Origin of the sequence: Paenibacillus kobensis NBRC 15729 (genome assembly GCF_004000825.1) — a bacterium.
GTDB lineage: Bacteria > Bacillota > Bacilli > Paenibacillales > Paenibacillaceae > Paenibacillus_T > Paenibacillus_T kobensis.
This window is the reverse complement of the sequence record NZ_BILZ01000003.1, coordinates 222,429-244,959: the sequence shown is the minus strand read 5'-3', so window position 1 is coordinate 244,959 and position 22,531 is coordinate 222,429. Positions and strand designations below refer to the sequence as shown.

Here is a 22,531-nt window from a genome sequence, read left to right as displayed (position 1 = left end):
GACAACTTTTACATCTTATCAGATGTTGTTTAGTTGTGTCAAGCTTTTCTTTCGTGTCACCGTTTCGTTCAGCGGCGACTTAAATAATATAACATAGGCAGATTACTCATTGCAACCCTTTTTTATCATTTAATTATGATTTCTTTTGTTTAGATATAAAAGCCACTCACCTATTCTGGTGAGTGGCTTTCCCGTAGCTGTATGTGCTAATTCGCTATAACTTCTTCAATGTACAACGACCGCTCTACCGTCAGATTGACGATCGCACCGCTGCACGATACCCATGGCCTTGTCGGATGGTTACGGTCCGAGAATACGATCTCGCCGACCCGCCCGTCGCTAAGACGCACAACAGTACCGTTATGGAACTGTGTCGCCTTCTCAATGAACATACGCACATATGCGGGTTCCAACTTGCCGAATGCATCCTTCTGGATCTGCTCTAGCACCAGATAAGGCGAAGCCCCTTTCCGGTAAGCCTTATTCAGCGTCATCGCATGGAAAATATCTGCTATGGCAACGATCTTCGAGTAAGGGTGGATCTTGTCAGAGCCAATGCCCAGAGGGTACCCGCTTCCGTCTACCCGTTCATGGTGCTGCAGCGATACGAGTCTTGCTCCCTCGTTCAGCGCAGCGTTCGCCTTCAGCATCTGATAACCGTGTACGGTGTGACGACGCACTTCCTCTGTCTCATCCGGATTAAGCGCCGTAGGTTTGTTCAAAATGGTGCGGTCGACTTTCGCATTGCCGATATCATGGAGCAAGCCGCCAAGTGCGATCTGCATCCAATCCTTTGCCGGAAACCCGTTCCAACGGGCAAGCAAATAGGAAGTTATAGCCGTCAACATTGCGTTATGATACCAATACTCGCTATCTTTCAGTCCAGTTGGCACATACGTAAGCACGTTGTACTCCCCGATCGTTCCAATCAGCTTCTCGAGTTGATTGCGCAGATCAAGCACTGGAAGTGCTTCCCCGGACAGCGCATTATTGAATACTTTGCGCACTAACTGAAAAGTAGCATCATACTCGCGTTGGAAGTCCGTGCTGTTCTTCTGGCTTTCTTCTTCCTTCGCTTTCGGCTGTTCGTCCTTCGTGGAGGAACCGGCTTTGTCGGCCGGCTTCTCGATAGGGACTTCGACCTCAACCTGCTTTACTTGAAACGCCCGTAAAATATCAAGTTCCCTAGGCGTTAGAACGACGCCTTTGTGGAACAGGGTATTGCCCAGCGGCGTCTGTACATCCAGAACCAACTTTGAACCCGGTTTTATTCTCGTTACCGATACGCTTGCCATGCGCTGCTCCTCCCGTTCCCTACAAGTACGCCGTCCACCGATTTATTTGAGCCAGAATGCAAGCCTTACTCCTCGCCTACATCTCCCGCTTCTTCTTCTTCATGCTCTTCCTCTTCACTGCGCGCGACACGCGTTACCGTCGCCACCGAATCATCCTCGCGGATATGAATCAGCTTCACGCCCTGCGTATTCCGTCCCATGGTTGAGATGCCATCCATGCTGGTCCGGATCATCGTCCCCGAAGAGGTCATGATCATCAGGTCTTCATCGTTGACGACGACTTTGAGACCGGCGATCGTTCCGTTCTTGTCCGTTACGTTGAGCGTCTTGATGCCCTTGCCGCCGCGGCTCTGAGTCCGGTATTCGCTCATCGGAGTCCGTTTGCCGTAGCCCTTGGACGTTACGATCAGAACGTCGTTATCTTCCTGGACGATATCCATGTCGATAACTTTGTCGTCTTCGTCCAACTGAATACCCTTGACCCCTGTCGCCGAGCGTCCCATCGAACGGACATCTTGCTCAGGGAAACGAATCGACATCCCTTGGCTCGTGCCCATAATAATCTCTTGGTTCCCGTCCGTCAGTTTCACGGCGATCAGATCATCATCCTCACGCAGCGATATCGCGATCAAGCCGACTTTGCGGATGTTCGAATAATCGTTGAGCGGCGTCTTCTTCACGACGCCTTGGCGTGTGGCGAAGAACAGATATTGATCGTTATCGAACGATTCAACCGGAATAACCGCGTTTACGACTTCCCCTTGCTCGATCTGCAGCAAGTTAATAATCGGCGTGCCGCGTGCAGTCCGGCTAAGGTCCGGAATCTCATACGCTTTGAGCCGGTATACTTTGCCCTTGTCGGTGAAGAAGAGCAAGTAATGGTGCGTATTCGATACGAACAGATGTTCAACGAAGTCATCATTTTTCGTATCCATGCCGATTACGCCCTTGCCGCCGCGGCGCTGGCTGCGGTAGGTCGTAACCGGAAGACGCTTCACATAGCCCGAATGGGTGATCGAGATGATGACGTCCTCGCGCGGAATCAGATCCTCGTCGAGAATTTCGTCTTCGCCGATCGTGATCTCCGTCCGGCGTTCGTCGCCGAACCGGTCTTTGAGCTCATACAGCTCCGTGCTAATAATATCGAGAACCAACTGCTCGTCAGCCAGAATCGCTTTGTACTCCGCGATCTTAGCAAGCAGCTCGTTGTATTCCGCTTCGATCTTGTCGCGCTCCAAGCCGGTGAGGCGTTGCAGACGCATATCAAGAATCGCCTGCGCCTGTTCCAGGCTAAGCCCGAACCGTGCGATGAGCCCTTCACGCGCATCTTCAGTCGTACGGGACCCGCGGATGAGTGCAATCACTTCATCGAGGTTATCGAGCGCAATGCGCAAGCCTTCCAAGATGTGAGCGCGCGCTTCCGCTTTTTTCAGATCGTATTCGGTGCGCCGGCGGATAACCTCGATCTGGTGCTGCAAGTAATAATACAGCATCTCCTTCAGATTGAGGACGCGAGGCTCGCGATTGACGAGCGCCAGCATGTTGATGCCGAATGTCGACTGCAATTGCGTCTGCTTGTACAAGTTGTTCAGCACGACTGAAGGCGTAACGTCGCGCCGCAGCTCGATAACGACCCGCATACCATTGCGGTCGGATTCGTCACGCAGGTCAGTTATGCCGTCGATCTTCTTCTCGCGTACGAGTTCTGCGATCTTCTCGACGAGACGGGCTTTATTCACTTGGTACGGCAGCTCGTGCACGATAATACGAGCCTTGCCGCCGTTCTCCTCGATCGTCGCCTTAGCGCGCATCGTAATCGATCCGCGGCCTGTCGTATAAGCTTGACGGATACCGGATTGTCCCATGACATAACCATACGTCGGGAAGTCCGGACCTTTCACATAGCTCATCAGCTCAAGAGCCGTAATCTCCGGATTGCGGATCAGCGCTTGAACGCCGTCGATCACTTCACTCAAATTGTGAGGCGGGATATTCGTCGCCATACCGACGGCAATGCCCGTTACGCCATTCACAAGCAGGTTCGGGAACCGCGAAGGAAGAACAGCAGGCTCATGCTCTTCGCCGTCGTAGTTCGGTACGAAGTCGACCGTCTCTTTATTCAAATCCCGAAGCAGCTCCATCGCAATCTTCGAGAGCCTAGCTTCCGTATAACGCATTGCCGCGGCCATATCGCCGTCAATGGATCCGAAGTTGCCGTGTCCATCGACCAGCATATAGCGCATCGAGAAATCCTGCGCCATCCGGACCATCGATTCATAGACAGCCGAGTCGCCGTGCGGATGGTACTTACCGATTACCTCGCCGACGATCCGCGCCGATTTCTTGTACGGCTTGTCCGGCGACATCCCCAATTCGGACATCGCATATAGAATACGCCGATGCACGGGCTTGAGTCCGTCGCGAACGTCCGGCAGTGCGCGGCTGACGATAATGCTCATGGCATAGTCCATGAACGAGTCGCGCATCTCCGTGCCGATATCGCGGTCTTTTATTTGGGAGCGTTGTTCTTCCGACATTGTTACCCTCCTGACGTCATCTGTAACACGATTGCTGCTTGCCTAAGCGGCCAGTTGCATCGTTATGAAAGAATCAGCCCGCGAGAGCTGATTGTAAATCGAGTCGGCTGCTGGCGTCACACAACGGCCTGCTTTTAAAAACGTCAAAAAATCGGCAATATACCGATCATTCCACTAGTCTATTTCTTTCACAAAGCCGCTTCGCTTAAACCTGATGAATACGTCTTCTTGCATCCGCAAATCGGGCACATTAGCTGTCAAAATGAGATAGCCGCCCTTCGCTTCGCGCCATATTCCGCCATATGCTGTTAGGGAATGAAAGACTGTATTCGACTCTAGGCATACCCCTCTATTATAACATCGATTTCCACCTCTGTCTCCTTCGGCTTGTCGAATGATCGGGGATAGTTTTTATGGCGAAAGGCGGCGTTCATGAGTGGCAATCCAGCGCATACAAAGTAAATGGGCTAAGACAGCGGTGCTCCTTCGATCCGAGCATATTCGCAGATATATTCCCTTAACGCTGCGCTTCAACCGCAACACGTTAAAGACGATGCTGGAGCACTATGGCATGGTCTATGTGAAGCCAGACTCCGGCTCGTTCGGTCTAGGCGTCATCCGCGTCGACAAATTAAGCACTGAAATCAAACCCTATAAATTCCAAGTAAGCGAGCGGATTCGACGTTATTCTACTTTCGATGGACTCTATAAAGCCTTGCTGTCCACACAAAAGGGGCGCGCCTATATTGTTCAGAGGGGAATTGCGCTGCTGCAGCATGAGAACCGGCGATTCGATCTAAGGGTCATGGTACAGCACAATGAGATTGGCGAGTGGGAGACGACAGGCATTATCGGCAGGCTCGGCCATCCGGCCAAAATCGTCACCAACTATCACAGCGGCGGTACACCGCTGCCGATAGCGACGCTCTTGTCGACCCATATGAGCGAAGCCGAGCAGACAGAACTGTCCAACCGCTTGTCGCAGCTCGGGCTAGATACAGCTAAGACGCTGCAAGCCCGCTATCCGCGCATTAAGGAGATCGGCGTCGACGTGGCCATCGATTACGAATTACGCCCGTGGATACTGGAAGTGAACACGAGGCCTGACCCCTTCATTTTTCGTAAGCTGGGAGATCCGAGTGTCTTCAATCGCATATACCGTTACTGCGTCGGTTACGGCCGCTACAGAAGAAAAATCCGATAATAGAAAAGCCGCCGGACTTGTGCTGTCCAGCGGCTTGCAGTCGTTATCAGTTAAATGTCCAAGTTCTTCACGTACTTCGCGAACTGGTGAATGAATTCACGGCGCGGTTCGACGTTGTCGCCCATCAGCGTATCGAACATGATGTCGGCTTCGATAGCATCCTCGATCGTCACCTGCAGCATTGTGCGGCTCTCCGGATCCATCGTCGTCTCCCACAGCTGGCCGGCGTTCATCTCGCCAAGACCTTTGTACCGCTGTACGTTGATTTTGGTACCTTCGCCGAATTCGGCGATAATGTCGTCGCGCTCCTTCTCGGATTGCGCATAGCGGACGACCTTGTTGCGTTCGATCTTGAACAGTGGCGGCTGTGCGATATAAATATAGCCAGCGTCGATGATCTTGCGCATGTAGCGGTAGAAGAACGTCAACATCAGCGTACGGATATGCGCACCGTCGACGTCGGCGTCAGTCATGATGATGATCTTGTGATAACGAGCCTTCGCAAGATCAAAGTCATCGCCGATACCGGTGCCGAGCGCCGTAATGATCGCGCGAATCTCGGCATTACCGAGGATGCGGTCAAGACGAGCTTTCTCAACGTTCAGGATTTTACCGCGGAGCGGCAGAATCGCTTGGAAGTGACGGTCGCGTCCTTGCTTAGCCGAGCCGCCTGCCGAGTCGCCCTCGACGATATACAGCTCGCTGATCGAAGCATCCTTGGACGAGCAATCCGCCAGCTTGCCTGGCAGGGAGCTGACTTCGAGCGCGCTCTTACGGCGCGTCAGTTCGCGTGCTTTGCGTGCTGCCTCACGGGCGCGGGAAGCCATAAGCCCCTTCTCGACGATCCGCTTCGACGTCGCTGGATTCTCATCGAGAAACTCCTGAAGCTTCTCAGCGAACAGAGACTCGACGATACCCCGTACTTCGCTGTTGCCTAGCTTCGTCTTCGTCTGGCCTTCGAATTGCGGCTCTGGAATCTTGACCGAGATGATCGCTGTCAAACCTTCACGTACGTCGTCGCCTGACAGGTTGGCGTCATTGTCCTTAATCGAATTCGTACGGCGCGCATAGTCATTGATGATCCGAGTCAATGCGCTCTTGAAGCCGGACTCATGCGTTCCGCCCTCATGCGTGTTGATGTTATTGGCGAACGAGTAGATGTTCTCCGTGTAGCTGTCGTTATATTGCAACGCAACCTCGACGCTGATATGGTCCTTCATTCCTTCGACGTAAATCGGCGTCTCATGCACGACTTCGCGCGTCCGGTTCAAGTACTGGACGAATTCGATAATACCGCCGTCGTACTTGTACGTATTCGTCTGGCCGGAGCGCTCGTCAAGCAACGTAATAGAGATGCCCTTGTTCAGGAACGCCAGCTCACGGATACGTGATTGCAGCGTATCGTACTCGTATACGATTGTTTCCGTGAAGATCTCAGGGTCCGGTTTGAACCGTGTCGTCGTTCCTGTTTCGTCTGAGTCGCCGATGACCTTAATGTCATATTGCGGCGCTCCACGACGATACTCTTGCTGATAGATGTGGCCGTCGCGCTTAACCGTAACGGTAACGTGCTCGGACAATGCGTTCACAACCGAGATACCTACACCGTGCAAACCGCCGGATACTTTATAGCCCTCGCCGCCGAACTTGCCGCCTGCATGGAGAACGGTCATGACGACTTCGAGCGTCGATTTCTTCAGCTTCGTATTCTCGCCGACCGGGATCCCCCGTCCGTTGTCGATTACGGTAATGCTGTTATCTTCGTGAACGATAACATCGATATGTGTACAGAAGCCGGCGAGCGCCTCGTCGATCGAGTTGTCGACGACTTCCCACACGAGATGGTGAAGACCTTTGCCGCTAGTGGAGCCAATATACATACCTGGACGTTTTCTTACCGCCTCAAGGCCCTCAAGCACCTGTATCTGACTCTCATCATACGTATTCTGGTTCGTAGACATGCCTATTCACTGCTCCTCTCGACTGCATTGCCTGATCGCGCTTAAAGCCCCGCCGCCTAACCTAATAAGCCGCAAAATGATGGGCCCGCTTCTTCAGCGTGGAGGATGAAATCGGCGAATAATAGATTTTATGTTTGGTCAAAACGATCGATTTCGGTTCTTCTTCCCCGATCGTCTCGACGTCTTTGCGTTTGCGCGCGCCTGCTACGAATTGTTTGGAAAGCTTGGACGATTGCTCGATCGAAACGTCGAAAATAGCGACCAGCTCCGCTGCCCGAATAATTTTCTCCCCGCCCAAATGAATATACATTCGCAGTCCTCCCTCTCGCCTGAACGCTATTGATCTTTAACGCGTTACCGCGTGACACGACCTTCTTGGACATGATAAATGCCGGCATCTTGAAGTTTGCCGAGATCTACGCTCTCAAGACCGGTCGCCGTAATAAACGTTTGAACTTTCGATTGGAACGTCTCGATCAGCTGGGTCTGCCGATTACGGTCGAGCTCCGACAGAACATCATCCAGCAGCAGCAGCGGATACTCGCCAATCTCTTCGCGAATAAGCTCGATTTCTGCCAGTTTGAGCGATAATGCTGTCGTACGCTGCTGTCCCTGAGAACCGAATGTCTGTGCTTCCTTGCCGTTGATGTAGAAGGCCAGATCATCCCGGTGAGGGCCTACAAGCGTCGTTCCTCTACGTATTTCCTGATCTTTCACTTGTGTTAACTTTAACATAAAATGATCAAATAAAACAGATTCATCTTCAATGTCGAAAGATGGCTTATAGGCAACGGTCAGTTGTTCGGCACCTGCCGTGATGCCAGCGTGGATCTGCTCCGCCCACTGCTGAAGCTTTTGTATGAAGTATTTCCTTTTTTTTATAATTTTAACACCAAATTCAGCCAACTGCACGTTCCACACCTCTAGCAGTCCTTGCTTATCCCCTCCTGAAGTCCATAGCGTCTTCAAGTAGTTGTTGCGCTGAACAAGCACTTTGGCGTACTGCTGAAGCGTATGCAAATAGCCGGGCTGCACCTGACCGATTTCCATGTCTAGAAACCGGCGGCGCACGCCCGGCGTTCCCTTCACGATCTCCAGATCTTCAGGGGCGAACATGACGACGTTAAGCGCGCCGACAAAATCGCTCAGCCTGCGCTGCTCCAATCCATTGATCTTCGCTTTCTTCCCTTGTGCGGACAGCATCAGATCGAGCTTCACCGCTCCATACTGCTTATCCACTTCTCCGTGAACATGAGCATCCGTTCCTTGCCAGCCTATCAGTTCCTTGTCCTTCGACGTCCGGTGGGACTTCGTAAGTGCAAGCGTGAAGATCGACTCCAGCAAATTCGTCTTCCCCTGCGCATTGGGCCCGATGAACAGATTAACGCTGCTGTCCGTGTCGAGCTCAAGCGCATCGTAGTTGCGGTAATTGCGCAGGGCAATTTTTCTCAAATACACAATGATTCAGCCCCCGTCAATTCGGCTTATGAACGGCGGGCAACGGTGAATGCACCGAACCCTTCGACCTCGACAATATCGCCTGCATACAACTTGCGTCCGCGGCGGTTGTCGACTTCCCCGTTAATCCGCACTTCGTTCTCCTGAAGAAACGGCTTCGCCTGGCCGCCGGAATCGATGCAGTCTGACAGCTTCAGAAACTGGCCGAGGGCGATGTATTCCGTTCCGATCGTAATTTCTTTCATTCGGTTGTCGCTCCGTTCTTACGTAAACAGAAGACGGGCCGTTAGCCCGTCGTCCGGTACGGCAAAATGATATACGTGCTATGCGGATGATCCGCAGGACGAATAATAATCGGGCTCATTGCTCCGGTGAATTGAATCGTCAATTGCTCGCTGTCGATTACCTTGAGCACATCGAGCATATATTTGGAGTTGAAGGCAATGCGCAGTGCGTCGCCTTCCATCTTGAACGCTTCGAGCTGCTCGGTTACGCGTCCCAGATCAGACGAGCTCGACGAAATCTCAATACCGCCGTTATCGAGCGTTACCAGGCGAACGATGTTCGTCTTTTCTTCGCGGCTCATCAGATAAGCGCGGTCAATCGCGTCAGTTAATTTTTTTGTATCGACGACAAGTTCTGTTTTGTACGACTGCGGAATAATTTTGGAAGTGTCGGGGTAAGTCCCGTCCAGCAGTCGAGAGTAGAACAATACGTTGCCGATTTTGAATAGCGCTTGATTGTCTGCAACGACCATATCGACGAGCGCGGATGCGTCTGGAATCAGACGGGAAAGCTCGTTAAGCGTCTTCGCCGAAATCACGACGTTAGAGAAACGAAGATCCGGGTGCGAATCGACATGAGCCGAACGGTTCGCTAGACGATGGCGGTCTGTTGCAACGAAACGAAGATCGCTATTGGACAAGTTCACAAGTGCACCGGTCAGCACAGGCGTTTGTTCACTTGTGGATGCAGCAAAAATCGTCTGACGGATAAGCGACTTGAGAAGATCGCCTGGGATTTGCAGAACGTCGCTCTCCTCAATCGATGGCAGAACCGGAAACTCCTCTGGATCGAGTCCAACCATCTGAATATCGGTGGAGCCGGAACGGATCATCGTAATGAAATGTTCGCCGACCTCGATTTCAACATCGTCTGACGGGAGCTTCTTGACGATCTCGACGATAAATTTGGACGGAAGCACGACGCTGCCTGGTTTATCGACTTTGGCAATAATAGAATTCCCGGATTCAACAGGAATAAAGCTCTGGATCGAAATGTCGGTGTCGCTGGCGGTTAAGGTGACGCCTTGATGGGTCACTTCGAATTTGATACCGCCGAGTATCGGAATGGCAGGTCTAGCCGAAGCGGCTTTGGCGACTTGTTGAATCGCATCGTTAAGTTCGTTCTTCGTTATAGACAGTTTCATGATTTCACTCCTATGTCGCTTGTCCGTAAATTGAATGCGTAAATGGCGTTGTCGGCGAATGCTGATGCATGTCATTTATTGACGATGTTTAGTTAAAAATATAGAAGCAGTAGTACTAGGCGCGGTGAATATGTGGATAAGCCCTATGAACGTTGATAAAGCAAGCCTATCCACATGTGCATAGCTTGTGCATAGGCTTGCTCGGTTGTTCTATGTTATTCACGTATGATTTTTGATCTTCTCGCTGAGATTCTGAACGATCTTGTACAGGTCCTGATCCACCTTCAGCTGCGTCGATATCTTCTCGTGCGCATGGATGACGGTCGTATGGTCGCGGCCGCCGAAAGCTTCACCGATCTTCGGCAGCGAATAGTCAGTCAGCTCGCGGGACAAGTACATCGCAATCTGGCGGGGGAACGCAACCGCTTTCGTACGCTTACGCGCTTTAAACTCCTCAAGCCGCAATCCGTAAAACTCGCCGACCTTCTGCTGAATGTCCTGAATCGTTATCATCTTCGGCCGGCTGGACGGAATAATATCCTTCAGCGCTTCTGCGGCAAGATGGGACGAAATGTCCTCATTAATCAGAGAAGAATAGGCGACGACTCGAATGAGTGCTCCTTCTAGTTCCCGGATGTTCGTATCGATCTGATTGGCGATGTAGACCATCGCTTCATTCGGGATTTCCAGGTTCTCAGCCCGCGCTTTCTTACGAAGAATTGCGATCCTCGTCTCGAGATCCGGTGCTTGGATGTCGGTCATAAGTCCCCATTCGAACCGGGAACGAAGCCGTTCCTCCAGCGTCGGAATTTCTTTCGGCGGACGGTCACTGGAGATGACGATCTGCTTCCGTTCCTCGTGCAGCGCATTGAAGGTATGGAAAAATTCCTCCTGCGTCCCGTCCTTGCCTGCGAGGAACTGAATGTCGTCGATCAACAGCACATCGATGTTCCGGTACTTGTTGCGGAAGCTTTCCGGACTGTTGTCCCGAATGGCGTTGATGAATTCGTTCGTGAACTTCTCCGACGAAATGTACATGACCTTCATATTCGGGTTGTGTTCAATTATATAATTGCCGATCGCATGCATAAGATGCGTCTTGCCGAGACCGACGCCGCCGTAGAGGAACAGCGGATTATAGGTCTTGGCCGGCGCTTCGGCTACGGCTAGAGACGCTGCGTGAGCGAAACGGTTGTTGGCGCCGATGACGAAATTGTCGAACGTATATTTGGAATTGATCAGATGAGTGTAGGGTTCATCTGCCATGACCTGTGCCGGAACCGCAACGGGCGGCGCAGCGACAGGCTCAGGCGGCCGATTCTCTTCGATGACAAACTTCACATCGACCGTTCGTCCCAGAAATTCGTACATCGTTGTCCGGACCAGCTTCGTGTATCGGCTCTCCAGCCATTCGGCAGCAAACGTCGTTGGCGCGGTTACGACAAGCATATCGCCTTTAATATCGGCTCTTGTCGCCTTAAACCACGTGTCGAAACTCGGTTTACTGAGCTTCGTCTGGATTACCGACAGCACTTGCTGCCACATATCCGGGGTATGGCTGTCCACAGCATGTCACTCCTTAGTCTGATTGGCCGAACAGGCGTCAATTCTCGCTTTGTATAAGATGTATCCGTTCAGGGGCTTCGTTCATCCACAGTACGAACGAAAGCTATCCCGACATCTATTAAGAGGGGATGAACTTGTTCACAATGTTATCCACAGGTTGTGTATAACGTAGTTGATTTCATTCCGGTATCCACATAGAAAACATATCTATCATAGCAAAAGAAGCCTTATATTACAACGAATCTGGGGTCATTATCCACAAATCCTACAGGTTGTGTATAAATGTTACTGACAGCACAAGATATTGTTTATATCCTGTTAAATTTTCGACAACATTCGCCCTAAGTGGCCAAAAATTATACACATGTTATTAATTTTCGTCAGATTTCACAATGAGGGCTGTGCATATCCACAAAAATAGGATGGCTTCTATTCGTATGTGTATAACTGTGGAACTGCTTAATTTTTGCTAAAGCCGTATCCAGTTGACTTTTACCGGGCTGCGTGGTTAAATATAAAAAGGTCTTTTTTCAGGGCTGTCGGGGCAGAGATGGAGATTTCCCGATCAAGTCCGGCAGCTGGTGAATGCCTTCTTTATTGAAAGAACGCGTAACCTGCAGGAGCAACTCTCTTCGGAGAAGGACGCATATTACGATACTTGCAAGGAGGTGCATACGAATGAAACCGACTTTTAAACCGAATGTAAGCAAACGTAAGAAAGTTCACGGCTTCCGTACTCGCATGAGCACGAAGAACGGTCGCAAGGTACTGGCCGCTCGCCGTCAAAAAGGAAGAAAAGTACTGAGCGCATAAGCTTAAGACCACTGTGCGGTGGTCTTTTTTTTTATGTTTATGAACAAGCTCTTATATAGAAGGAAGCAGGAGGTGGGGGAGCATGCATCGCAAGCTCAGACTGAGGAATCGAGCGGATTTCAGCCGGATCTACAGGGCGGGCAAATCGTTCGCGAACGGCCAGTTTGTCGTCTATTGGTCGAAGCAGCCGGCTGCGGAGCCATTCCGGCTTGGCGTTTCGGCTAGCAAGAAGATCGGCAATGCGGTTGTGCGCAACCGGATGCGCCGAGTTGTGAAAGAAATCGTCCGGCTGAATGCGGAGAGAATCGCGCCGCGCGTCGATTTGATTCTGATTGTTCGCAAGCCGGCCGTTGAGATGAAGACGAAGGAGCTGGAGCGAAGCGTGCTCCACGTGCTGAAGAAAGCGGGCCTGTTGAAGGCGCGTACATAACTGCTGCCGCAAAGTGTACGAGTTGTTTCTTTGATCCAGAGAATATGGTATAGTTTAGGGTGGAAAAGCAATGGCTCTGACAGAGAGGAGTTTGTGATGTTGTCCCGCATTTTGAAACAGAAATGGCTGCTTGTCGCGGTTCTGATTCTGGTGGTAGCTACCCTGACGGGATGCACGACGTCGAATCATACAACGACAACTGAAGGCTTGCTGGAGGGGAACTTCTGGCAGCGCAATGTTGTATATTGGTTCGCGTTAATGCTCGACAAGTTTGCGAAATTGTTCGGCGGCGAATACGGCTTATCGATTCTGCTGCTTACGATTATCGTAAGAACGCTGATCCTGCCGCTGACGCTGAAGCAATACCGCAGCTCGAAGGCGATGCAGGCAATTCAGCCTGAAATTGAGAAGATCCGTAAGAAACATAAGGACAATCCGCAGTTGGTGCAGCAGGAGACGATGAAGCTGTTCCAGCAGAATCAAGTCAATCCGATGGCGGGCTGTCTCCCGATGATCGTACAAATGCCGATTTTTATCGCTTTGTATAACGCGATCTACATGAACAGCGCCATTCGCGAGCACGAATTCCTGTGGCTCCAACTTGGTGAGAAGGATCCGTATCATATATTGCCGGTATTAGCGGCGATTACGACATTCCTGCAGACGAAGATGATGCAGTCGCAACAGAAGAATGCAATGCCGGGCATGCAGATCATGCTGATCATTTTCCCGGTTATGATCTTTGTTATGGCGCTCAACTTCCCGGCAGCACTGCCGCTGTACTGGATTTTCAGCAACATCTATACAATTGTTCAGAACTATTTCCTGTACGTACGCACATCCAAGCGTAAGGAGAGTGTTCCTGCGAAATGAGGAAAATCGTCGCATCGGGCAAGACGGTAGAAGAAGCTGTCCGTAACGGACTGAAGCAATTGCAAACGACGGAAGACCGCGTCATTACGGTCGTGCTCGAGCAGCCCTCTAAGGGGCTGTTCGGCTTGATCGGTGTGAAGGAAGCGAAGGTAGAGCTTGAGGAACTGCCAGATGCTTACGACCAAGCGGAGCAATTCATAACTGAAGTTGCTGGCGCAATGGGACTGATGGTGAAGGTAACCCGATCCGATTCGAAGGAAGGTCACCTTCTGGAGGTTGAAGGAGAAGGCGATCTCGGCCAATTGATTGGCCGCCGAGGTCAGACGCTCGATGCATTGCAATATTTGACCACGATTGTGGCCAACCGTTATAGCGATAAGCCGGTTCGAATCGTTCTCGATGCGGAAGGTTTCCGCGAACGCAGACGGAAGACGTTGGAGGAATTATCGGATCGGCTAGCCGGGCGAGTTGTTCGCACGGGTAAGGAAGTCGTACTCGAGCCGATGTCTCCGCAAGAACGTAAAATTATTCATTCGCAGCTGCAGCATCACCCGTTCGTTCGAACGTTCAGTCAAGGCGAAGAGCCGAATCGGCGCATCGTCATCGCACTCCAAGAGAGGAATGCGAAGGAACGAATCAGCGAATAATGAGCATTATAGGGCGATGAACTAAAGTAGCGCAATTAATTCGCAGCAATGGCTCTTATGGTCATTGCTGTTTTTTATGAGGAGCGTTTCATCATGGTCATGTCTCATGATACGATAGCGGCAATTGCAACGGCGGTCGGCGAAGGCAGTATCGCCGTCATTCGGTTAAGCGGCCCCGACGCAATTGCTCGAACGGCTGCTGTTCTACGGACGAAGGCGGATTTTGAAGCAGCCGAAACGCATACGGTCCATTATGGCCATATCGTCGATCCGTCAACAGGCGAGAAGGTAGAGGAAGTGCTTGTGACGTTAATGCGCGGTCCGCGCTCGTTCACAGGCGAAGACGTTGTCGAGATTGGTACGCACGGCGGCGTCATTGCGGCCCGCAACGTGCTGCAGCTCGTGCTTCGTCAAGAGGGAATACGGCTAGCGGAGCCAGGCGAGTTCACGAAACGCGCGTTCCTGAACGGACGAATCGATCTGACGCAGGCGGAGGCGGTCATTGATCTGATTCGCTCGAAGTCCGACCGTGCGTTCCAGGTGGCGATGAAGCAATCGGAGGGCTCGTTATCACGGCGCATTATCGAGCTGCGCCAACGTATCCTTGAAGTTATTGCGCATGTAGAGGTTAACATCGACTACCCCGAGCATGACGTCGAGGAGTTGACGAGTGCTTTCATTCGCGAGCATTGCGGAGAAGCGCTCGCAGGCGTAAATTTGCTGTTGAAGACCGCATCGGAAGGGAAAATATTGCGTGAAGGCATTGTAACAGCAATCGTCGGAAGGCCGAACGTTGGCAAGTCGTCGCTGCTGAATGCTCTGTCGCATTCGAATAAAGCGATTGTTACCGACATACCAGGTACGACACGGGACGTTATTGAAGAGTTCGTAACGGTGAATGGGATTCCGCTGCGGCTGCTGGATACGGCGGGCATCCGTGAAACATCGGACGTGGTCGAACGGATCGGGGTGGAGAGATCGCGTTCCGCGCTGGAAGATGCCGATCTTATTCTGTACGTATTGAACCGGAACGAACTACTGCATGACGATGACCGCGAGCTGATGGAGCGATTGGCAGGCCGGCAGGTCGTCGTTATTTTCAACAAAACGGATCTTCCGCAGCTGCTCGATGCGTCTGAGGTGGAGAAGGTGTTCTCAGCCGAGCGGATTGTACCAATGTCGGTGCTGGAGGACGAAGGGATCGACCGGCTGGAGAATGTAATTAGCGATCTGTTCTTCGGCGGTCGGATTGAGTCGAATGATTTGACATACGTCACGAATGTTCGACATATTTCGTTATTAGAGCGGGCGAGGCAGTCGCTGGTCGATGCAATCGAGGCGACGGATATCGGCGTGCCGATTGATATCATTCAGATCGACGTTCAGCAGGCTTGGGAACTCCTCGGCGAAGTGATTGGCGATGCAGCCGGCGAGTCGCTGCTCGATCAGATTTTCTCTCAATTCTGCCTCGGCAAGTAAGATGGTTTTAACGATTTAACGATACTCCGGTCTAATTCCGGACTTCAATATTTTAATTCTGTTAGGAGGATTCACAATGGGTTATCTCGGAGGAAACTACGACGTTGTCGTCGTAGGAGCCGGCCATGCCGGTTGTGAAGCGGCATTGGCCGCCGCCCGGATGGGCTGCGAGACGCTGCTGCTCACGATCAACCTTGACATGGTCGCCTTTATGCCATGCAATCCGTCGATCGGCGGGCCGGCCAAAGGGCATGTCGTTCGCGAGATCGATGCGCTCGGCGGCGAAATGGGCCGCAATATCGATAAAACATTTATCCAAATGCGTATGCTGAATACAGGTAAGGGGCCTGCGGTTCATGCACTCCGCGCGCAAGCCGATAAATTTGATTATCAGCATATGATGAAGAAAACGATCGAAGAAACGGATCATCTTACGCTGCGCCAAGGCATGGTGGATGAGCTGATCGTCGAAGATGGCCGCTGTGTCGGTGTCATTACGAAGACAGGGGCGGAATATCGTTCGAAGTCGGTCGTCATTACAACAGGTACGTATTTGCGCGGCAAAATCATTATGGGCGAACTGATGTATGAGAGCGGTCCGAACAATCAGCAACCGTCGGTGAAGCTGTCGCAATGCTTGAAGGAACTCGGCTTCCAACTCGCGCGCTTCAAGACGGGTACGCCTCCGCGGGTTCACGGCGACACGATTGATTTCAGCAAGACTGAAATTCAGCCGGGTGACGACAATCCGAAGTTTTTCTCTTACGAGACGGAGAGCTCGGATAATGAGCAGTTGCCTTGCTGGCTGACTTACACATCAGAGACAACGCATCAAATTATTAACGATAACCTGCACCGGGCGCCTATGTTCTCAGGGGCGATCGAAGGCACGGGGCCTCGTTATTGCCCATCTATTGAGGACAAAATTGTCCGCTTCGCGGATAAACCGAAGCATCAAATTTTCCTCGAGCCGGAAGGGAAGAATACGTCGGAGTATTACGTTCAAGGTCTGTCGACGAGTATGCCGGAAGATGTACAGTTGAACATTCTTCGTTCCATTCCAGGTCTGGAGCAAGTCGAGATGATGCGGACCGGCTACGCGATTGAGTATGATGCGGTTGTACCGACGCAGCTATGGCCGACGCTTGAGACGAAACTGATCGAGGGTCTGTTCACCGCTGGTCAGATCAACGGCACGAGCGGTTATGAAGAAGCAGGCGGGCAAGGGATTGTTGCGGGTATTAACGCGGCGCGCAAAGCGCAAGGCAGAGAGCCTGTTGTCATCGAACGTTCGCAAGGCTATATTGGCGTTATGATCGACGACTTGGTGACGAAAGGTACTTCTGAGCCGTACCGACTGCTTACTTCGCGTGCTGAGTACCGTCTTCTGCTCCGCCATGACAATGCTGATCTGCGTTTGACGCCGATTGGTTACGAGATCGGACTTATTCCACAAGAACGGTACGACCGTTTTCTGAATAAGAAAGCGCTCGTCGAACAGGAGATCGAGCGTCTTCGCTCGACGAAGATCCGTGCAGATGAGTTGGCACAGTCGCTGCTAGCCGAGATCGGATCCGCACCGATGGCGGGCGGCTCCTCGGCGCTGTTGCTGCTGCTTCGTCCAGAAGTGACCTATGCGCATATTGAACGTTTGACGCCGGCAGCTCCTTACGAATTGACGGAAGAGATGAAGGAACAGGTCGAAATACAAGTGAAATATAGCGGCTACATCGAGAAGCAGCTTCTTCAAGTCGAGCGGATGAACAAAATGGAGAAGAAGCGCATACCAGATGATATCGATTATTTCGACGTACATGGCCTTGCGAACGAAGCGAAAACGAATCTATCGCAAATTCGTCCTCTCTCGATCGGCCAAGCTTCCCGGATTGCCGGCGTAACGCCTGCTGACATTTCCATTCTGCTCGTATACTTGGAGCATTATAATCGAGTAACGGCTGCACGGGCTGCGCGGGGGTAACGGAACGAATGGATCAAACATGGGCATGGTTCAGCGAGAAGCTCGCGGCGAAAGGCATTTCTCTAACCGAGGGGCAACTGAACCAATTCGAAACGTACTACCGGCTGTTAGTCGAGTGGAACGAGAAAATGAACCTAACGGGCATTACGGAACGCGAAGCGGTATATGAGAAACATTTTTACGACTCGGTATCGCTAGCATTCTATACGAATATGAATGAAGCGGGAAGCATCGCCGACATCGGCTCAGGAGCGGGATTTCCGAGTCTGCCGCTCAAGATCTGTTTCCCGCATCTGAAGGTAACAATCGTCGATTCGCTGAACAAGCGAATTTCGTTCCTGCAGCATGTTGTACAGCAGCTCGGACTAACGAACGTTAATTGCGTGCACGGCAGGGCGGAGGACATTGCCCGTCTGCCAGAGCATCGGGACCGTTACGATCTCGTTACCGCGAGAGCAGTAGCCCGTCTCAATGTGCTGAATGAGTTCTGCCTTCCGTTCACGGTCAAAGGCGGAATATTCGCCGCGATGAAGGGCGGCGACCCGGCAGAGGAACTGCAAGAGGCAACGGCAAGCTTGCGTGAATTGAAAGGAAAGCAGCTTCGCGTAGAATCGATGTTGCTCCCGCATGAACAGTCGGAAAGGCATATCGTGTTCATAGCGAAGACAGACAACACGCCGCGCAAGTACCCGCGCAAGGCGGGAACACCATTGAAACAACCTATTATATAAGGCTAAACGTTATTGCCGTGAATGTTTCACGTGAAACATTCACGGCAAACTTTTTGTGACGGAACCGATGTCAAGCAGGAAATAAGATTCCTTGCATCGAATAATATAAGAGCAAGTTAGTATTCGGATGCACAACTAGGAATGATGGAATGAACGGACATCGGCATATTGGAATCGGGTGGTTGTTGACGTTATGAAAGAACAGTTTTCTCGGTTGTTCGGTCTAGCCGATCAACGTAACAATGCGGATTCGGACGAAGTAAAACAAATTCCGATTACCGACATCGATACGAGCCCTTATCAGCCGCGTACGGTATTCGATGATGACCGTATCGACGAGCTTTGCCAGACGATTAAGACACACGGCGTTATTCAGCCGATCGTTGTCCGTCTGCGCAATGGACGTTATGAGATTATCGCGGGGGAACGTCGTTGGCGTGCCGTTACGAAGCTTGGGCTTGAACGGATTCCGGCCATCGTGCGTGAATTCAACGATTCTCAAGCGGCATCGATCGCACTGATCGAGAACCTGCAACGCGAAGGGCTTACGGCACTGGAGGAAGCGGTCGCTTATCAGAAACTGATCGATCTTCACCAACTGACGCAGGAAAGCTTGGCGCAGCGGCTAGGCAAGAGCCAGTCGACGATTGCGAACAAGATTCGTCTGCTCGGATTGAGTGATCCGGTTAAGGGCGCATTAATGGAGCGCAAAATTACGGAACGTCATGCAAGGGCATTGTTGTCGCTCGATACGGATGAACTGCAAGAGAAGGTACTTGGCGATGTTGTTTCCAAGGAACTGAATGTGAAGCAGACAGAAGCTCGTGTTGCATTCTATAAAGAAGCGGCGAAGGTGAAGAAATCGCGTCGAATCTCGTTCACGAAGGATGTTCGTCTAGCTTTGAACACAATCCGTCAATCCATTGACATGGTAACGTCTTCCGGTCTGAAAATCGAAACCAAAGAAAATGATCGCGATGATCATTATGAAATTGTAATTCATATACCTAAGCGTTAAACTGTAATAAGGTAGCTAGTTCGATGTATTGCCTGGCGAAAGCGGCCGACACAGCCGCTTTTTCTGATTTTCGGACATTTTAGATTGCATACTTACAAGAGGTGAACCGGATTGGCTAAAATAATTGCCATCACAAATCAGAAGGGCGGTGTCGGAAAAACGACAACGTCCGTGAATTTAGGTGCTTGCCTGGCTTCGCTCGGCAAACGCGTATTACTCGTGGACATTGATCCTCAGGGTAATACGACGAGTGGTATCGGGATTAATAAAGCGGACGTTGAGAATTGTATCTATGACATATTAATTAATGAGGTTGCTCCGAAGGATGCAGTCGCGGCGACTGCGATTCCGGGGCTTCATGTCATCCCAGCGACAATTCAATTGGCAGGGGCCGAGATCGAGATGGTATCGACGATTTCGCGTGAGGTTCGTCTCAAGCGGGCGCTCCATCAATTGAAGCCGGATTATGATTATATTCTTATCGATTGCCCGCCATCTCTCGGTCTGCTGACAATTAACTCACTAACTGCAGCTGATTCGGTGTTGATTCCGATTCAGTGTGAATATTATGCATTAGAAGGCTTGAGCCAGCTTCTGAACACGGTGCGCCTTGTACAGAAGCACCTGAATACGAACCTTCAAATCGAAGGTGTACTCCTTACTATGTTTGATGCGAGAACCAACCTTGGTATACAAGTGATCGAAGAAGTGAAAAAGTATTTTCAACAGAAAGTTTACCAGACGATTATTCCTCGTAACGTCCGGTTGAGCGAAGCTCCTTCGCACGGACAAGCGATTATCACATATGATCCGCGCTCCAAGGGAGCAGAAGTGTATCTCGAGCTGGCGAAGGAAGTGATTACGTATGAGCAAGCGGCTAGGTAGAGGTCTTGATGCACTGATTCCGTCGTTGTCGGTCAAAGATGACGATAAAGTCATTGAAGTCCCATTAACGCAGCTGCGACCAAATCCTTATCAGCCGCGCAAAACGTTCGACGAAGAGTCGATCAAAGAATTGGCAGAGTCAATCAAGCAGCATGGCGTCATTCAGCCTATTATTGTCCGTACCGTTCTAAAAGGTTACGAAATTATTGCGGGCGAACGCCGTTTCCGGGCTTCCCAACTGTGCGGCAACCCATCGATTCCGGCGGTTGTCCGAACGTTCACTGATCAGCAGGTTATGGAGATTGCGCTGATCGAGAACTTACAGCGCGAGGACCTGAATGCAATTGAAACGGCTATTGCCTATCAAGCCTTGATGGATAAGTTCGAACTGACACAAGAAGAACTGTCGATGAAGGTAGGCAAATCGCGTTCCCATATTGCGAACTTTCTGCGGCTGCTGACCCTTCCGGCTAATATTAAGGAAGATGTTTCACGTGGAACATTGTCTATGGGACATGCGCGTGCTCTTGTCGGTATTAAAGATCCGAAACAGCAGATGGAGCTTGCCCGCCTGACCATTGAACAGGAATGGAGCGTTCGGGAGCTCGAAGCGGTAATCCAGAAGCAACCTGAGAAACAACCGGAGAAAGAGAAGGCACGCCAGAAGAAACGTGATCCTTACTTGGAAAGCGTGGAGGAGTCGCTCCGTGACCGGTTCAAGACGACAGTTCGTGTGAAACAACAGAAGGATAAGGGCCGTATCGAATTGTTGTATTACAACAAGCAAGACCTGGAGCGTTTGTTGGAACTTTTGCAGCAGTTGGCATAACGAGATATATCTATAGCGTTGAACACCAGCGATAGCATGCCTGAAGTTGTAATATTCCGCTAAGGAATCATTGCACGGAGGTATGCTATTGTTGGCGTTTTTGGGGTATGCAGCCGATTAATCAAATGTGAAAAAGATGCGAAAAGAGAGGGAAACCTTATGGAACAGCAACCGGTCATTTATTTGGATCATGCGGCAACATCATGGCCGAAGCCGCCGGCTGTCATTGATGCGGTGAGAGATGCGATGTTGAATGATACGGCTAATCCGGGGAGAGGCAGCCATGCAATGGCCGTTCGATCGAGCCGTCATTTGTTCCAGGCGCGCAAGCAATTGGCGAAGCTGTTCCGGATCGGCAATCCGAACGACATCGCTTTCTCGCTTAATACAACGACTGCGCTTAATTTGGCAATCAAAGGGTTTGTTAAACCCGGTGATCATGTCATTTCGACAGCAGTGGAGCATAATTCTGTTCGGCGTCCATTGGAATATTTGAAACAAGCGATTGGAATCAACGTTACATATATAGAGGCGGACTTAACGGGGCACATCGATCCCAAACAGGTTGAATCGGCCATCGTTCCTGCAACGACACTGGTCATTGTCAATCATAGCTCTAATTTGCTCGGTTCGATTACACCGGTTGCGGACATCGGTGAGATCTGTCGGAAGCATGGGGTTAAGCTGTTGGTCGATGCTGCACAAAGCGCAGGTATCCTGCCGATTGATGTAAATGCAATGGGAATCGATATGCTCGCGTTTCCGGGGCATAAAGGCTTGCTAGGTCCGCAAGGAACAGGAGGGCTGTACATTCATCCGGATCTGGATCTGACGCCGCTGCTGCATGGGGGTACGGGCAGTCAATCCGAAGCTCCGGAGCAACCGAGTGTCCGTCCGGACCGGTATGAAGCCGGAACGCCGAATACGCCGGGCTTGGCAGGCCTGGCTGCAGGAGTAAGCTATATTCTGCATGAGACCGTTGAAACGATCCATACTAAGGAATGGCGTCTGACGCAACTCATGATGGAGGGACTGTCTTCCATACCGGGAGTCGAGCTGCTCGGACCGAAACTTGGTGATCCACGCACTGGAATCGTATCCTTTAACTTATCAGGGGCGGATGCGTCAGAACTGTCGTTTATATTGGACCAGCATTATCGCATTGCTGTGCGTGCCGGATACCATTGTACGCCGTTGGCGCATGCTGCAGCAGGGACGATGGATAAAGGGGCTGTACGGGCAAGCGTAGGCTGCTTCACGACGGAGAATGATGTTCAGGCAATCGTAGACGCGATGCACGAAATTAGAGGGCATTACCCGATCAGCTAATGAGGAATAAAGCTCGGCTATACGAACATATAATGGTCGAGACGGCATGGACACATGATGGAGAGCATT

At 51.2% G+C, this 22,531-nt stretch carries 20 protein-coding genes; 12 read left to right on the top strand and 8 right to left on the bottom strand.

Going from position 1 to position 22,531, the window contains the following annotated elements; translation table 11 throughout:
* Positions 1–206: 206 nt before the first annotated feature.
* Both PKO01S_RS04245 and gyrA read right to left on the bottom strand, forming a co-directional pair.
* Positions 207–1,295, bottom strand: a complete 1,089-nt coding sequence (locus tag PKO01S_RS04245) for an HD-GYP domain-containing protein (RefSeq protein ID WP_127530048.1) — start codon at positions 1,293–1,295, stop codon at positions 207–209.
* Positions 1,296–1,360: 65 nt separating this feature from the next.
* A complete protein-coding gene (gyrA, locus tag PKO01S_RS04240) occupies positions 1,361–3,832 on the bottom strand; it encodes a DNA gyrase subunit A (RefSeq protein WP_127530047.1) in 2,472 nt (823 codons plus the stop codon).
* A gap of 436 nt (positions 3,833–4,268) precedes the next feature.
* Here gyrA and PKO01S_RS04235 point away from each other — a divergent pair, with 436 nt between their 5' ends.
* Positions 4,269–5,036, top strand: a complete 768-nt coding sequence (locus tag PKO01S_RS04235) for a YheC/YheD family protein (RefSeq protein ID WP_127530046.1) — start codon at positions 4,269–4,271, stop codon at positions 5,034–5,036.
* Positions 5,037–5,086: 50 nt separating this feature from the next.
* Here PKO01S_RS04235 and gyrB read toward each other — a convergent pair whose 3' ends face one another.
* The 6 genes from gyrB to dnaA form a co-directional block, all read right to left on the bottom strand.
* On the bottom strand, positions 5,087–6,997 hold the full coding sequence (gene gyrB / locus PKO01S_RS04230) for a DNA topoisomerase (ATP-hydrolyzing) subunit B (protein ID WP_127530045.1): 1,911 nt from the start codon (positions 6,995–6,997) through the stop codon (positions 5,087–5,089).
* 61 nt (positions 6,998–7,058) lie between these two features.
* On the bottom strand, positions 7,059–7,307 hold the full coding sequence (remB, locus tag PKO01S_RS04225) for an extracellular matrix regulator RemB (RefSeq protein ID WP_110042347.1): 249 nt from the start codon (positions 7,305–7,307) through the stop codon (positions 7,059–7,061).
* Positions 7,308–7,351: 44 nt separating this feature from the next.
* Positions 7,352–8,455, bottom strand: coding sequence for a DNA replication/repair protein RecF (recF, locus tag PKO01S_RS04220; RefSeq protein WP_127530044.1), 1,104 nt, complete (start codon positions 8,453–8,455; stop codon positions 7,352–7,354).
* A 26-nt stretch (positions 8,456–8,481) separates the two neighbouring features.
* Complete coding sequence (gene yaaA, locus PKO01S_RS04215; protein ID WP_127530043.1) at positions 8,482–8,700, bottom strand: S4 domain-containing protein YaaA; 219 nt, start codon at positions 8,698–8,700, stop codon at positions 8,482–8,484.
* Positions 8,701–8,741: 41 nt separating this feature from the next.
* The gene (gene dnaN / locus PKO01S_RS04210) at positions 8,742–9,884 is read right to left on the bottom strand and encodes a DNA polymerase III subunit beta (RefSeq protein ID WP_127530042.1); all 1,143 of its coding nucleotides are present in this window, start codon (positions 9,882–9,884) and stop codon (positions 8,742–8,744) included.
* Positions 9,885–10,103: 219 nt separating this feature from the next.
* Complete coding sequence (gene dnaA / locus PKO01S_RS04205; RefSeq protein WP_127530041.1) at positions 10,104–11,450, bottom strand: chromosomal replication initiator protein DnaA; 1,347 nt, start codon at positions 11,448–11,450, stop codon at positions 10,104–10,106.
* Positions 11,451–12,128: 678 nt separating this feature from the next.
* On the opposite strand from dnaA, the gene rpmH reads away from it, so the two are divergent.
* The 11 genes from rpmH to PKO01S_RS04150 all read left to right on the top strand — a co-directional run bounded on the left by rpmH (position 12,129) and on the right by PKO01S_RS04150 (position 22,462).
* On the top strand, positions 12,129–12,263 hold the full coding sequence (rpmH, locus tag PKO01S_RS04200) for a 50S ribosomal protein L34 (protein ID WP_127530040.1): 135 nt from the start codon (positions 12,129–12,131) through the stop codon (positions 12,261–12,263).
* Positions 12,264–12,345: 82 nt separating this feature from the next.
* Entirely contained in the window at positions 12,346–12,693 is a 348-nt protein-coding gene (rnpA, locus tag PKO01S_RS04195; RefSeq protein ID WP_127530039.1) for a ribonuclease P protein component, read from the top strand.
* A 96-nt stretch (positions 12,694–12,789) separates the two neighbouring features.
* A complete protein-coding gene (locus tag PKO01S_RS04190; protein WP_127530038.1) occupies positions 12,790–13,566 on the top strand; it encodes a YidC/Oxa1 family membrane protein insertase in 777 nt (258 codons plus the stop codon).
* Positions 13,563–14,213, top strand: coding sequence for an RNA-binding cell elongation regulator Jag/EloR (gene jag, locus PKO01S_RS04185; RefSeq protein WP_127530037.1), 651 nt, complete (start codon positions 13,563–13,565; stop codon positions 14,211–14,213). The genes PKO01S_RS04190 and jag overlap by 4 nt, the downstream gene beginning before the upstream one ends.
* A 99-nt stretch (positions 14,214–14,312) precedes the next feature.
* Positions 14,313–15,692 (top strand): tRNA uridine-5-carboxymethylaminomethyl(34) synthesis GTPase MnmE, encoded by a 1,380-nt coding sequence (mnmE, locus tag PKO01S_RS04180; protein ID WP_127530067.1) that lies wholly within the window; start codon positions 14,313–14,315, stop codon positions 15,690–15,692.
* A gap of 76 nt (positions 15,693–15,768) precedes the next feature.
* Positions 15,769–17,670: a tRNA uridine-5-carboxymethylaminomethyl(34) synthesis enzyme MnmG gene (gene mnmG / locus PKO01S_RS04175; RefSeq protein WP_127530036.1), complete on the top strand. Its 1,902-nt coding sequence runs from the start codon at positions 15,769–15,771 to the stop codon at positions 17,668–17,670.
* 8 nt (positions 17,671–17,678) lie between these two features.
* Entirely contained in the window at positions 17,679–18,401 is a 723-nt protein-coding gene (rsmG, locus tag PKO01S_RS04170; protein ID WP_127530035.1) for a 16S rRNA (guanine(527)-N(7))-methyltransferase RsmG, read from the top strand.
* A 193-nt stretch (positions 18,402–18,594) separates the two neighbouring features.
* Positions 18,595–19,419: a nucleoid occlusion protein gene (gene noc, locus PKO01S_RS04165; protein ID WP_127530034.1), complete on the top strand. Its 825-nt coding sequence runs from the start codon at positions 18,595–18,597 to the stop codon at positions 19,417–19,419.
* Positions 19,420–19,530: 111 nt separating this feature from the next.
* Positions 19,531–20,304, top strand: a complete 774-nt coding sequence (locus tag PKO01S_RS04160) for a ParA family protein (RefSeq protein WP_127530033.1) — start codon at positions 19,531–19,533, stop codon at positions 20,302–20,304.
* Positions 20,285–21,133, top strand: coding sequence for a ParB/RepB/Spo0J family partition protein (locus PKO01S_RS04155; RefSeq protein WP_127530032.1), 849 nt, complete (start codon positions 20,285–20,287; stop codon positions 21,131–21,133). The genes PKO01S_RS04160 and PKO01S_RS04155 overlap by 20 nt, the downstream gene beginning before the upstream one ends.
* Before the next feature lie 159 nt (positions 21,134–21,292).
* Positions 21,293–22,462, top strand: a complete 1,170-nt coding sequence (locus tag PKO01S_RS04150; protein WP_127530031.1) for an aminotransferase class V-fold PLP-dependent enzyme — start codon at positions 21,293–21,295, stop codon at positions 22,460–22,462.
* Positions 22,463–22,531: the final 69 nt, after the last annotated feature.

Coding starts and splice junctions, on each gene's coding strand:
- noc (WP_127530034.1), top strand. CDS start 18,595: ATGAAAGAACAGTTTTCTCGGTTGTTCGGTCTAGCCGATCAACGTAAC.
- remB (WP_110042347.1), bottom strand. CDS start 7,307: ATGTATATTCATTTGGGCGGGGAGAAAATTATTCGGGCAGCGGAGCTG.
- jag (WP_127530037.1), top strand. CDS start 13,563: ATGAGGAAAATCGTCGCATCGGGCAAGACGGTAGAAGAAGCTGTCCGT.
- rsmG (WP_127530035.1), top strand. CDS start 17,679: ATGGATCAAACATGGGCATGGTTCAGCGAGAAGCTCGCGGCGAAAGGC.
- PKO01S_RS04150 (WP_127530031.1), top strand. CDS start 21,293: ATGGAACAGCAACCGGTCATTTATTTGGATCATGCGGCAACATCATGG.
- yaaA (WP_127530043.1), bottom strand. CDS start 8,700: ATGAAAGAAATTACGATCGGAACGGAATACATCGCCCTCGGCCAGTTT.
- PKO01S_RS04155 (WP_127530032.1), top strand. CDS start 20,285: ATGAGCAAGCGGCTAGGTAGAGGTCTTGATGCACTGATTCCGTCGTTG.
- gyrB (WP_127530045.1), bottom strand. CDS start 6,997: ATGTCTACGAACCAGAATACGTATGATGAGAGTCAGATACAGGTGCTT.
- mnmE (WP_127530067.1), top strand. CDS start 14,313: ATGTCTCATGATACGATAGCGGCAATTGCAACGGCGGTCGGCGAAGGC.
- mnmG (WP_127530036.1), top strand. CDS start 15,769: ATGGGTTATCTCGGAGGAAACTACGACGTTGTCGTCGTAGGAGCCGGC.
- PKO01S_RS04245 (WP_127530048.1), bottom strand. CDS start 1,295: ATGGCAAGCGTATCGGTAACGAGAATAAAACCGGGTTCAAAGTTGGTT.
- PKO01S_RS04190 (WP_127530038.1), top strand. CDS start 12,790: ATGTTGTCCCGCATTTTGAAACAGAAATGGCTGCTTGTCGCGGTTCTG.
- gyrA (WP_127530047.1), bottom strand. CDS start 3,832: ATGTCGGAAGAACAACGCTCCCAAATAAAAGACCGCGATATCGGCACG.
- rpmH (WP_127530040.1), top strand. CDS start 12,129: ATGAAACCGACTTTTAAACCGAATGTAAGCAAACGTAAGAAAGTTCAC.
- dnaN (WP_127530042.1), bottom strand. CDS start 9,884: ATGAAACTGTCTATAACGAAGAACGAACTTAACGATGCGATTCAACAA.
- rnpA (WP_127530039.1), top strand. CDS start 12,346: ATGCATCGCAAGCTCAGACTGAGGAATCGAGCGGATTTCAGCCGGATC.